The organism is Burkholderia sp. YIM B11467, assembly GCF_052952715.1.
The window spans coordinates 18,258-30,161 of sequence record NZ_JBQVSQ010000002.1; the positions used below are offsets into that span (position 1 = coordinate 18,258).

Genomic DNA, 11,904 nt, shown 5'->3' on the forward strand with positions numbered 1-11,904 from the left:
CGATCATCCACTCTGTCCGGAAGGTCGCCATGTCCCGGCTCGACTACAAGCTGCTCGGCCCCTGCCTGCTCGCCATCGCGATCGACGCGATGGGGTTTGGGCTCGTTTATCCGATGATGTCCGCGATCTTCAGCGATCCGCACGCGGGCATCCTGCCGGCCGACGCCGGCGCGCACGCGCGCAATTTCTACCTCGGTCTCGGCTACGGGATCTACCCGCTGTGCATGTTCTTCGGCTCGTCGCTGATGGGCGAACTGTCCGATCGCTACGGCCGCCGCAGGATCATGCTGCTGTGCGTGCTCGGCCTCGCGGCCGGCTACGCGATGATGGCGGCCGGCGCATGGCATGCGAGCGTCGCGCTGCTGCTGGCCGGGCGCGGGCTCACCGGCCTGCTGGCCGGCTGCCAGGGCATCGCGCAGGCGGCGATCACCGACCTCAGCACGCCCGAGACCAAGGCGTACAACATGAGCATCATGTCGCTCGCGTTCAGCGCGGGCGTGATCGTCGGCCCCGTGCTCGGCGGCGTCACGTCGGACCGGACGATCTCGCCGCTGTTCGATTACGGCACGCCGTTCGTGCTGGTCGCGGCGCTGTCGGTGGCGTGCGCGTTCTGGACCTGGGTGTCGTATCGCGATTCGGCCGCGCCGCGCGGCGATACGCGCATCGATCCGCTGCTGCCGCTGCGGATCATCCGGGAGGCCGCGCGCCAGCGCAATGTCGCGTTCCTGTCGGCGGTGTTTTTCCTGATGCAGGTCGGTTACGGGCTCTACCTGCAGACCATCATGCTGTTGCTGCAGGCGAAATTCGGCTACACGAGCGCACGGCTCGGGCTGTTCAGCGGCGTGATCGGCCTCTGTTTCGTGTTCGGCCTGCTGTTCGTCGTGCGGCTGATGCTGCGCGTGTGGCGCGTGGTCGATATCGCGAAGACAGGCCTGCTGGTGGCCGGTGTCGGCCAGATCCTGTCCGCGCTGTTTCCGCACGAGCCCGTGCTGTGGGCGCTCGCGATGGTCGTCGGCTGTTTCGACATGGTCGCGTACACGACCATGTATACGGCGTTCTCCGATGCCGTCAGCGCGGACCGGCAGGGCTGGGCGCTCGGCGTCGCGGGCTCGGTGATGGCCGTCGCGTGGGTCGTGACGGGCGCGCTCACGAACCTGCTGCCGGTGTTCGGCGAGATCGGCCTGCTGTTGATCGGCGGCGCGGGTTTCCTGCTCAGCTTCGTGATGATGGCCGCGTACGGACGCACGCGGCCGGGCGCGCGAACGGCCGCGCTGTCGTAGGCGCTCGCGCACGTTGGCCCGATCCTGTCGGACGTTGTCCTGCGGGCCGCTGTCGCGCGAAGCCGCGCGGCCCGACACTGGCGCCTCGCGGTCGGGGAGGCCCCAGGCCGCGTCCGGCGGCGCCGGCAGCCCGGCGCGCCGTCCCGTTCGATGTGCCAACCGAGAGAGCGACCCATGCAACATCCGACCATCCGTACCCTGGCAGGCGCGACGGCGCCGACGTCGATCGACGCTGCCCGCACCGCGCTGCTGGTGATCGATTTCCAGAACGAATATTTCAGCGGCCGGCTGCCGATTCCGGAAGGACCGCGCGCGCTGGACAATGCGCGGCGCGTGATCGCGTTCGCCGATCGCGCGGGCATTCCGGTGTTTCACGTCCAGCACGTCGATACGGCCGACAGCCCGATCTTCGCCGACGGCAGCGACGGCTTTCGCTTTCATGCGGACCTGCAGCCGGCGCCGCATCACGCGGTCGTGAAGAAGACGTCAGTGAGCGTGTTCCCGACGACGGACATCGACGCGCGCCTGAAGGCGGCCGGCATCGACACGCTGATCGTCACGGGCCTGATGACGCATGCATGCGTTGCCGGCGCGGCACGCGATGCGGTGCCGCTCGGTTATGCGGTGATCGTCGTCGACGACGCATGCGCGACGCGCGACCTCGATGTCGCGGACGGCGGCACGGTGCCGCACGGCGACCTTCATCGCGCGACGCTGGCCGCGCTGTCGGATACGTTCGGCGACGTGCTGACGACCGGGCAGGTGCTCGCGCTCGACGTCGCCTGACGGTCGCCCGATCCGCGCTTCAGTCGGCCCAGCCCGGCGCGGCGTACACGACTTCGCCGCGGAAGCACGTCTCGATCACGCGGGTTTGCGCGAACGTCTCGACCGGGTGCGCGAACGGATTGCGGTCGAGGATCGCGAAGCTTGCGTCCTTGCCCGCTTCGAGCGAGCCCGTGCAGTCGTCGAAGCGCAGCGCATACGCGGTGTTCACCGTATAGGCTTCGAGCATCGTGAGCAGGTCGAGGCGCTCGTGCGGATTCCATGGCGGGCTGTCGGGCTGGTCGATCAGCAGGTGCGTGACGCCCGTCTGGATGATCTGCATCGGGTCCATCGTGCTGACCGACCAGTCGGAACCGGCCGCGAGCATCACGCCCGCGTTGCGCATGCTCCGGAACGGGTAATTGCGCGCGGTGCGCTCGGCGCCGAGCAGGTCGCGATAGAGCTGTTGCTGCTCCTCGCGCGCGGCCGTCCACAGCGTCTGCACGCTCGCGATCGCGCCGAGCCGGTTGAAGCGGCTCATGTCGGCCGGATCGACGAGCTGCAGGTGCGCGAGCTGCGCGCGCCGGTCACGCATCCCGTTGCGGTACTGCACGTACTCGAGCGCGTCGAGCGTCATGCGCACCGCGCGGTCGGCGAGCGTGTGGAAATGCAGGTCGAAGCCGGCCGTATCGGCGAGCAGGCAGATCTCGTTCAGCGCGTCCTGGCTCCATAGCGCGAGGCCGCAGTCGTCGGTGCCGGCGTACGGCTCGAGCAGCGCGGCGGTCTTCGATTCGGGCACGCCGTCGACGAAGATCTTCACCGTATGCAGGCGCAGGTTGTCGCATTCGTATTCGCGACGCCACGCGACGAAACGTTCGACCTGCTCGCGCGGGTCGCGGCGCGGGTTCGCATAGAGGCCCGCGCTCATGTAGGCCTTGAGCGTGCCGGCGCGCTGCGCGGCGGCGTAGGCCTTGAGTTCGGCCTCCTCGACGCGCGCGTCGAACCAGCCCGTGATGCCGAAACCATGCGCCATCGCGTGCGCTTTTGCGAGCGATTTCGGGTAGCCGGCCGGGCTCAGTTGCGGAATGATCGGGCAGATACGGTAGAACGCCGCTTCATGCACGACGCCGTTCGGCGCACCCGCCGCGTCGCGCTCGTAAACACCGCCGGTCGGATCGGGCGTGTCGGCGTTGATGCCGGCCGCTTCTAGTCCCTTCGTGTTGAGACAGCCGCTGTGCACGTCGAAGCCGACCACGAGCAGCGGCCGGTCGGGCACGATCCGGTCGAGCAGCTCGCGGGTCGGATACGCGCCGAACGCGGCGAGGTTGGCGCCGCCGAGATAGACCCACGGTTCGTTCGGCGTCGCATCGGCGCACGCGCGGATGCGCTGCAGGATCGTGTCGGGATCGTTGATGCCGGACAGGTCGAAGTCGCCGAGGATCTGGTGGCCTTCGAGCGGGTGCACGTGACCGTCGATGAGGCCCGGCAGCATCAGCCGGCCGGCCAGGTCGACCATCCGTGTCGCGGGGCCGACCAGCGGGCGGATGTCGTCGTCGCGGCCGACCGCGACGATCTTGCCGTCCTTCGTGGCGAGTGCCTGCGCGAAGCGGCGCTGCGCATCGCCCGTGTAAAGCAGGCCGTTCAGATAGATGGTATCGGCGTGTTGCATGTGTCTCCTCCGGATCGGGGGCTGATCGACGGGCGCACGTGTCCCGCGGGCGGGCCGTCTGGCTCGTCCGGTCTCGTGTACCCGGTCGGGTTGGAATGGGGTGTGGCTTTATGTGCCGGTGCTGCGCGGCAGGGGCGGCGGTGGGCCGCGTCGAATGCCGGTCGCCGCCGGCGCGTCATGCCGGTTTCGCCGACGCGTCCGTGTCGGCAAATCGATGGGCGGCGCGCTCGCGGCCGTGCGGGCCGGCGTCCATCCGGTATGCGGCATTCCGTGTCTCCGTGGCATCCGACGCGTTCCTGTCGTCGGGTGAGTCAGATACTAGGAGCGGGGCGGCCGGCTGTCTGTCATCGTTTTGAGGACAAACCGCGACAAAGGCGGAGGGTGCTGCGATGACGCGATGGCGTCGTCTAGTGACCGCGGTCTTCCGGTGTATCGTCTTCGGTCACGCACCACGCGAACAGCCCGGCCCGGTTCGGGACGCCGAGCTTCGCGAGCGCGCGCCCGAGATAGGTGCGCACGCTGCTCGGCTTCAGCGCGAGCGTGTCGGCGATCTGCGGGACGGGTTGGCCCTGCAGCACGGCGCGGCACACGAGCCGTTCGCGCTGCGACAGCGCCGCGCCGCTGGCCGACAGCCGCTGTTCGAACCGCTGCAGCAGCGCGCCGTCGTCCGAACGCGGCGTCAGGCGTGCGAGCCGCGCATGCTGGATCAGGAGCGGCAGCACGAAATCGCCGAGCTGCCGCAGCAGCGCCAGTTCGGCCAGCGTGTACGACGGCTGGCCGCGTCGGCGGAACAGCGAGAACGCATAGACGTAGTCGCGCTCGCTGCCGAGCAGCGTGCAGTCTTCGCCGAGCTCGCCGAGCGCGAATTGGCGGCCGTACTCGGTCGCCGTGTCGATTTCCTCGTTGCACGAGAACACGAGCTGCGAATCGGTGGTGCGCTCGATATGCGGGAGCAGCGTGTCGGTGCGCCACTCGCCCTGTGTATACAGATCGAGCGCATGGCGCGTGCCGTCGGGGTCGTCGCCGCCGGCGAAGAACAGCACGTCGACGCTGTCGACCGATTTCGACGGCGCGTCGCGCCGGTAACGCGTCGCGACGCTGTAATGGGACTGCGGGTCGACGGTTTCGCGCAACCACGCCCAAAGCCGGGCGGGAAACTGCGGACTGCCGAGGCTGGCGACCAGGTCGCCGGCGTTGCTCAGGGAAATATGGGCGGGGCTCATCGTTGACACCGTCTTCGCGAACGGCCGCGTGTGCCGGCCGTGCTTCGTGTGCGGCCGCGCGCTGGCGGAGCGGCCGGCGGTGCGGTCAGGCGAGACGGAGGCCGGCGCGGCGGCGATGCTCGATTGTAGGGGAGTTCGCCGGCGCGGGGCAGCCGCGCCTCGCCGGTGCGGCTGCCGGATCGGTCGTCAACGGGCGGTGCGCTTCGTCGCGCACCGGCCCCGCGCGTCAGAACATCGTGTTCTGGTTCGCGGGTGCGTCGGGCACCGGCTGGATCACGTCCCAGTGCTCGACGATCTTGCCGTCCTTCACGCGAAAGATGTCGACGACCGCTTCGCCGCGATCGCCCGGACGCTCGGTCGCATGCACGTGCAGGTACACGAGGTCGCCGTCGGTCGCGCTGCGGACGATGCGTGCGCGCGATGCCGGGTTCTTCTGGAAGGCGCCGACGAAGTACGACACGAACGGCTTCTTGCCGTCCGGCACGTGCGGGTTGTGTTGCTTGTAGTCGTCCGCGACGACGGCGGCGGCTTCGACTGCTTCGTGCTTGTTGAAGAAGCGGTCGTAGAACGTCAGCACGAGCTGGCGGTTCGCTTCCTCGGCTGCCAGGTCGCGTGGGGCCGGGCCGGCGGCCAGCGCGGCGGCCGACGCAGCCAGCAGGACGAATGCGGCTACGGCGCGAACGGGGGAGCGGAGCGATGACATGTAGCGTTTTCCTTGTCTGATGGTTCGTGGGTCGGCGCGCGATGCGCGACCGCGGGTTGCGCCGATCGTGATGATCGACGGGGCATGCGGGCGTGGCTGCAGGCACGCATGCGCCGCAGCGATGCAAAGGGCTCGCCGTGAAGCCCCTGCGTCGCGGCTACTCAAATTGCGACGCCGCGCGGCATCGTCATGCTTCGTTGAACTGGCGAATCCGGGCGGCTGCCGGGCCGATCGAATGGTACAGTTGCCGCGAACCCGTCACAAGAAGTCACCGCGGTGTGAACAGGTCACACCGCGATGACCGTGCGTTGCCCGTGAAAGAGAATCCCGCCATGCCGTTGCCGTCCGCCGACGAAACCGTCGAACTCGATCAGCCGTGCCCGATCCGCGATGTGCTCGACCGCATCGGCGACCAGTGGAGCCTGCTCGTGCTCGAAGCGCTGTCCGGCGGAACGATGCGCTTCAACGAACTCGGCCGCGCGATCGGCGATGTGTCGAACCAGATGCTGTCGCGCACGCTCAAGCGGCTCGAGCAGGACGGCTTCGTCAGCCGCACGCTGTTCGCCGAAGTGCCGCCGCGCGTCGAATATGCGCTGACCGACCTCGGGCGTTCGTTCCTGACGCCGATGCAGGCGATGATCCGGTGGGCCGACGAACATCATCGCGCGATCTGCGCGGCGCGCCGTCGTGCGAGGGAGTCAGAGGGTGGGGGGCGCTGAGCGGAACGCGTGCACCGTTTCGTCGATTGGCGGTGTGCCGCAGATGGCGCGCGATGCGATGAGAGATGGCCGGATGCATACACATCGGCATCGCATGATTTCGTTATCCGAAGAGTTTCGTCAGGATCGAAGGCCTGTCGATGCCTTGCCGTGTTGGTCGGACATGCGGCAATGCGCTTGCGACGCGACGCCCGGATCGATGGCTTGGCATCGGGGCGAACGAAACATGCAGCCCTTTGCTGGCCGGCGTGCGATCAGAGAGCGGCAGGAATCCGGTCGATGCAGGATTGCGCGCCGGGGATCGGCGGGCATGTTGATTGCCGACGTGTTGCCTGATTGAGGCTTTAGCGTCGGTTTGGACGGCCGGGATCGTCCCAGGGAAGGGCAGGCGGCGCAGGATTCGCGCGCGCCTGGCCTGGCGCCATGCTTCCATGCCCGAACGGCGCGGATTCGTGCGTGCCGTCAGGCTCCGGACCCTCCATCGGCCGGAGCCGGTCGGCGGCCTAGCGCCACGAACCGTCGACGTAGATCCACACCTGCCCCTGGCGACGCCAGTAGCCGGGAACCCACCGACGCCCCGGGCGCCGTGCGACCCAGCGGCCGGACACCCATATATAGCGGCCGCGCTGCCAGCTCCAGTAACCGTCCGTCCATATATAGCCATGCGGCCGCGGCGGCGGCGGGCGGCGGTCGTGCCGGGCCGCCGGCGGCCCGAAGCCCGGGCGGTCGGCGTAGGGCGGCCCGCCGGGCACGCGGTTCGGGCCGGACGGCCGGTACACGGGCGGCGCGGGCTGGGCCGAGGCGGCGCGGAGCCAGCCGGTGCCGACAAAGGCGGCGGTCAATCCGATGGCGCGCAACAACGAGCGTCGATTCATGGCGTGTCCTATTCTGAAATCGGGTTCGCCTTACATTAGCCTGCCGGTCGACGGGCCGGGTTACGCAGGCGGTTAAGCCTGTTACCGCATGTCACGGCCGGTGGCCGAGCCGGCTGCCGCCGCCACACGGGGCCGTTCGGGCATGCCGCGCGGTTGCGTGACGTCGGCTTCGTCCGACCGACCGGATGTTTATCCGCTGTCCGCCCCGTTTCAGGAATCCGGAACCCTACATTCGAGGTCGGATTGGGTAAAAATTGCCGATTTATGGGGTTTGCCCGGAGTGGTTTGTTGTTTCTATGCAACCGTCAAGACGATGACATGAAAGAATGATGCGATGAAAGCCTCCAAAAAGCTGCCGTCAAGAGGCCAAAAACAAGCGTTAAAACAAATACTTATAACTCGGCCCCACTTTCATTATTTCTAGTTCTGGAAAAGCTTATTTCTTTATTCGCGGATCGCGCCCCTAGGGTACACCCCTAAACTCACGGTTCCCAAACGGGCAACTATCCGGGCGCGGCCAGCAGGACCGATGGCGTTCCCGGGCGGTTGAGACCGTTTATGAAACAAGGTCGCGAGACCTGCCTCTTTTTAGAAGGGAGCTCCACGAATGAACAAGACTCTGATCGTTGCAGCAGCTGCAGCATCGTTCGCTACCGTCGCTCACGCGCAAAGCAGCGTCACGCTGTACGGCGTGCTGGACGCAGGCATCACCTACCAAAGCAACGTCGCAACGGGCGTCAACGCAGCTGGCGTGCCGGTCAACGGCAAGTCGCGTTGGGCGATGGGTTCGGGCATTGACCAGAGCCGTTTCGGCCTGCGTGGCTCGGAAGACCTGGGTGGCGGCCTGAAGGCAATCTTCACGTTGGAAAGCGGCTTCAACATCGGTAACGGCAAGTTCGCGAACGGCAACGGCGGCATGTTCAACCGTCAAGCTTTCGTCGGCCTGTCGAGCCAGTACGGCACGGTCACGCTGGGTAAGCAATACGACGCAACGCAAGACTACCTGGCGCCGCTGACGGCAACGGGCTCGTGGGGCGGCACGTACTTCGCGCACCCGCTGAACCTTGACCGTCTGAGCACGAACGGCGATGTCGCACAGAACAACACGGTCAAGTTCACGAGCGCGAACTACGCTGGCCTGCAATTCGGCGGCACGTACTCGTTCTCGAACAACACGAACTTCGCCAACAACCGTGCGTACAGCGCGGGTGCTGCATACCAGTTCCAAGGTCTGAAGCTGGCTGCTGCATACTCGCAAGCGAACCTGGGTGACGGCACGAACGCAAACGGCGCAACGTCGTCGGCGATCGGTGGCATCGCTAGCCAAGGCCGCGTCCGCACGTACGGTGCTGCTGCTGGTTATGCATTCGGCCCGGCGCAAGTCGGTGCTGCATGGACGCAAGCGCGTCTCGACAACAATGCAGTCGGTAGCCTGGGCTCGGTGCGCACCGACAACTACGAAGTCAACGCAAAGTACAACCTGACGCCGGCTCTCGGCCTGGGTGCTGCTTACACGTACACGAACGCGAAGATCAACAACGGCAGCACGCACTGGAACCAGTTCGGTCTGCAAGCTGACTACGCACTGTCGAAGCGCACGGACGTCTACGCACAAGCTGTGTACCAGCGTGCAGCGAAGAACGGCATCGGCGCATCGATCTACAACGGCGACAACTCGGTTCTGCCGAGCTCGTCGATCAACCAAACCGCAGCAACGGTTGGTCTGCGTCACCGCTTCTAAGCGTGACGGCGGGGTAACCCGCTTCGCAGCATCGAAAAAGGCGCCTTCGGGCGCCTTTTTTTCGTCAGCAGCATGCGATGGCGACAAGCCGGATCGTCCGGACGCAAAAAAGCGAGGCCTGTGCCTCGCTTTTTTCGTTCTGCGCCCGGTGCGGCGCGGCGCTGGCCGGCCGGCGGCGTCAGCGCGTGTATTCGCCGTTGGCTTCCGGCTGGAACACGATCGCGGCGACCTTCATCAGCTTTTCGGCGCCGCTCGGCTGCATCACCTTGACCATCTGGCCGCGTTGCGTACCCAGCAGTGCCATGCCGACGGGTGAGAACACGTTCAGGCGGCCGAGTTCAAGATTGGCGGCGTCCGGATAAACAATCGTCCAGGTGGCCTGTTCCTGGGTCGCTTCGTCGAGCAGCGTGATCTGCGAGTTCATCGTGACGACGTTTGCCTTGATGGTGTCGGGCTCAACGATGTCGGCGCGCTCGAGCAGCGTGTCGAGCATCGTCTGGAAGCGCGGGTTGTGTTCGGCGTGCTTCTCGAGGCGAGCGACGTCGAGTTCGGTCAACTGATAAAGGCGTTGTTTCATGGAAGTTCTCCAAATGATCGGCAGGGGCAGGCGTGGCGTGCCTATGAGGATCGCCCGGAGCCTGTCTGACCTGGCTCCGGGAGGAGACAGAACCGTCAGATCAGGCGCCGGGCAGGGGCGAGCGGCGCCTGGGCCGTGCGTCGAGCGAGAGGATGCGCCGGATGGCCGGCGTGCGCGCGCACGCCGGCCGGGCCGGACGGCGAAACCGAAAGGGGCGTGTGCGCGTGCATGGTGGATGGAATATCGACAGGCGAATATAAGCTTACGATTCTACAACACAACCTTCCGGACATGTGACCTGCCTGTTGGCGTTTCGTCTGCGATTGTTGTGTAGATGAAGTAAGTGATGGCAGCCGCGTCCAGAAACAGTGGGCGATTTTTTCCAAAATCGCAACGCTGTATGTTCAAACTAAGGGTTTCCCCTTGGGATGACGCGCACTACACTGGATTCATTCGCTTCAGACAGTCCTGCCGAGGCGACGTCAAAAGAGAACATATTCCGGAGGTAAATCATGAAGTCGATCATCTACGCAGCCATCGCCGCATCCGTCCTTGCCGCTCCGATCGCATCGTTTGCGCAGTCCGAACAGGGGCTGACGCGCGATCAGGTCAAGGCCGAACTCGTGCAACTCGAACAGAATGGCTACAAGCCGCTGGCGAGCGATTCGCAATACCCGAACAACATCCAGGCCGCCGAACAACGGATCCAGCCGAATCAGCCGATGCTCGCGCAGGCCGATACGAGCGGCTACGGTGCGGTGGCCACGGGTGCCGGCCAGGCAGGCCGTCGCATGACGCGGGAAGCACCGAACCCCGTGAACTCGGTCTATTTCGGTAACTGAACGTCCCCGGGTCTGCCCAAGCGCACCAGTTAATCGACGAGACGCGCGCCAGCCGCGCGCGTCGTTCGCCCGCAGGAGCAGAACCTCCGTCGCCGCATTCCGGCGGCTTTCCGCCCAGACGCTGACGCGTTTGGGCCTTTTTTGCTGGAGCGGGTCAGACGGACGTGACCGCGGGCGTGCCGTGAATATAGTGTTCGAGCTGGCTGATCGTGAACTGCTGATCGGCAATCACGCTCTTCACGAGGTCGCCGATCGAGATGAGGCCGATCAGCTTGCCGCCGTCGAGGACGGGCAGGTGGCGCATCCGGTGCTCGGTCATCAGCGCCATGCACTCGTCGGTGGATTGCGACGGTTCGACGTAGCGCACCTTCGCCGTCATGATTTCCTCGACGCGGGTGGCTTTCGACGAACGATCCTGCAGGACGACCTTGCGCGCGTAGTCGCGCTCGGTGACGATGCCCGCGATGTCGTCGCCGTCCACGACCAGCAGCGCGCCGATTCCCTTCTCCGCCATCAGCTTGATGGCGTCGTAGACGTAATCGGTTTTCTTGACGGTGTAGATGGTGCGGCCCGAATCCGGCTTGGCCTTGAGAATCTGCGCGACAGTCGTGCTCATTCGCTTTCTCCGTGTGCAGGTCGATGCGAGGCGTGCTGCGTGTCACCCGATGAGCCCCAGTATAGCCGGGCGGGCGGCGGCAGTCGCGTGACGTTTCCAGATTAGCGGTAAACTCCGGTCACGCACTATCCACACAAGTCCTACATTCCTGAACGTTTCGATTGAATTCATGATGTCTTCGCGTCCCCAATCGCCCACGCCGGGCAATGGCCATGCCGACGAGTGCGTGACGCTCGTCGCCACGGCGTCGCTGCCCACGCGCTACGGCACGTTCACGTCATACGCGTTCCGCGTATCGGGCAGCGATGCCGAACATCTCGCGCTCGTGATGGGCGACGTGGCCGGCGAGCAGTCCGTGCTGACGCGGCTGCATTCCGAATGCCTGACCGGCGACGTGTTCGGCTCGTACCGCTGCGATTGCGGCGAACAGCTCGATCTCGCGTTGCGCTACATCGCGGCAGAAGACCGCGGCGTGCTGCTGTATCTGCGCGGCCATGAGGGCCGCGGGATCGGCCTGAGCAACAAGATCCGCGCGTACGCGCTGCAGGAGCAGGGGCGCGACACCGTCGAGGCGAACCTCGACCTCGGCCTGCCTGACGACGCCCGCGAATACGACTCGGCCGCCGCGATCCTCAGGATCCTCGGCGTGACGTCGGTGCGGCTGATGAGCAACAACCCGGAGAAGTTCGACACGCTCGCGAAGCACGGCATTCCTGTCTGTGAGCGCGTGGCGCTTGCCGTGCCGGTGCGTGAGGAAAACGAGCGTTATATCCGCACGAAGCAGATGAAGTTTGGGCACTACTTCGAAGAAAACGAGTAACCGCAGCGGGCGCCCTGGCGCCCGTTTTTCGCTACTTGTTCGTCCGATCGCCGCCTCCCGAGGCGGCGATCGCGTTT

At 65.9% G+C, this 11,904-nt stretch carries 12 protein-coding genes; 6 read left to right on the top strand and 6 right to left on the bottom strand.

The annotated features are described in order from the left end of the window. The first annotated feature begins 29 nt into the window (after nucleotides 1-29). Both ACTRWB_RS07305 and ACTRWB_RS07310 read left to right on the top strand, forming a co-directional pair. Nucleotides 30-1,280: an MFS transporter gene (locus ACTRWB_RS07305; RefSeq protein ID WP_446901434.1), complete on the top strand. Its 1,251-nt coding sequence runs from the start codon at nucleotides 30-32 to the stop codon at nucleotides 1,278-1,280. A 174-nt stretch (nucleotides 1,281-1,454) separates the two neighbouring features. Next, entirely contained in the window at nucleotides 1,455-2,066 is a 612-nt protein-coding gene (locus tag ACTRWB_RS07310) for a cysteine hydrolase family protein (RefSeq protein ID WP_446901435.1), read from the top strand. Nucleotides 2,067-2,085: 19 nt separating this feature from the next. Here ACTRWB_RS07310 and ACTRWB_RS07315 read toward each other — a convergent pair whose 3' ends face one another. The 3 genes from ACTRWB_RS07315 to ACTRWB_RS07325 all read right to left on the bottom strand — a co-directional run bounded on the left by ACTRWB_RS07315 (nucleotide 2,086) and on the right by ACTRWB_RS07325 (nucleotide 5,637). Continuing rightward, the gene (locus ACTRWB_RS07315; protein ID WP_446901436.1) at nucleotides 2,086-3,711 is read right to left on the bottom strand and encodes an amidohydrolase; all 1,626 of its coding nucleotides are present in this window, start codon (nucleotides 3,709-3,711) and stop codon (nucleotides 2,086-2,088) included. Between the two features lie 407 nt (nucleotides 3,712-4,118). Then, on the bottom strand, nucleotides 4,119-4,934 hold the full coding sequence (locus ACTRWB_RS07320) for a helix-turn-helix transcriptional regulator (RefSeq protein ID WP_446901437.1): 816 nt from the start codon (nucleotides 4,932-4,934) through the stop codon (nucleotides 4,119-4,121). Nucleotides 4,935-5,160: 226 nt separating this feature from the next. Next, entirely contained in the window at nucleotides 5,161-5,637 is a 477-nt protein-coding gene (locus tag ACTRWB_RS07325) for a nuclear transport factor 2 family protein (protein ID WP_446901438.1), read from the bottom strand. A gap of 332 nt (nucleotides 5,638-5,969) precedes the next feature. On the opposite strand from ACTRWB_RS07325, the gene ACTRWB_RS07330 reads away from it, so the two are divergent. Continuing rightward, the gene (locus ACTRWB_RS07330; RefSeq protein WP_193100201.1) at nucleotides 5,970-6,356 is read left to right on the top strand and encodes a winged helix-turn-helix transcriptional regulator; all 387 of its coding nucleotides are present in this window, start codon (nucleotides 5,970-5,972) and stop codon (nucleotides 6,354-6,356) included. 503 nt (nucleotides 6,357-6,859) lie between these two features. Here the strand turns inward: ACTRWB_RS07330 and ACTRWB_RS07335 are convergent. Next, nucleotides 6,860-7,231 carry a YXWGXW repeat-containing protein gene (locus ACTRWB_RS07335; RefSeq protein ID WP_193100202.1) on the bottom strand — a complete coding sequence of 124 codons (372 nt, stop codon included), beginning with the start codon at nucleotides 7,229-7,231 and terminating at the stop codon, nucleotides 6,860-6,862. A 607-nt stretch (nucleotides 7,232-7,838) separates the two neighbouring features. Here ACTRWB_RS07335 and ACTRWB_RS07340 point away from each other — a divergent pair. Then, a complete protein-coding gene (locus ACTRWB_RS07340; RefSeq protein WP_446901439.1) occupies nucleotides 7,839-8,972 on the top strand; it encodes a porin in 1,134 nt (377 codons plus the stop codon). Between the two features lie 178 nt (nucleotides 8,973-9,150). Here the strand turns inward: ACTRWB_RS07340 and ACTRWB_RS07345 are convergent, their stop codons facing one another. Continuing rightward, the gene (locus ACTRWB_RS07345; protein WP_048247266.1) at nucleotides 9,151-9,549 is read right to left on the bottom strand and encodes a GreA/GreB family elongation factor; all 399 of its coding nucleotides are present in this window, start codon (nucleotides 9,547-9,549) and stop codon (nucleotides 9,151-9,153) included. Nucleotides 9,550-10,061: 512 nt separating this feature from the next. Here ACTRWB_RS07345 and ACTRWB_RS07350 point away from each other — a divergent pair. Beyond that, a complete protein-coding gene (locus ACTRWB_RS07350; RefSeq protein WP_048247268.1) occupies nucleotides 10,062-10,391 on the top strand; it encodes a DUF4148 domain-containing protein in 330 nt (109 codons plus the stop codon). A 154-nt stretch (nucleotides 10,392-10,545) separates the two neighbouring features. On the opposite strand, the gene ACTRWB_RS07355 is transcribed toward ACTRWB_RS07350, so the two are convergent. Continuing rightward, nucleotides 10,546-11,007 (bottom strand): CBS domain-containing protein, encoded by a 462-nt coding sequence (locus ACTRWB_RS07355; RefSeq protein ID WP_048247270.1) that lies wholly within the window; start codon nucleotides 11,005-11,007, stop codon nucleotides 10,546-10,548. Nucleotides 11,008-11,176: 169 nt separating this feature from the next. Between ACTRWB_RS07355 and ribA the strand changes: the two genes are divergently transcribed. Further along, on the top strand, nucleotides 11,177-11,827 hold the full coding sequence (ribA, locus tag ACTRWB_RS07360) for a GTP cyclohydrolase II (protein WP_129515272.1): 651 nt from the start codon (nucleotides 11,177-11,179) through the stop codon (nucleotides 11,825-11,827). Nucleotides 11,828-11,904 lie beyond the last annotated feature (77 nt).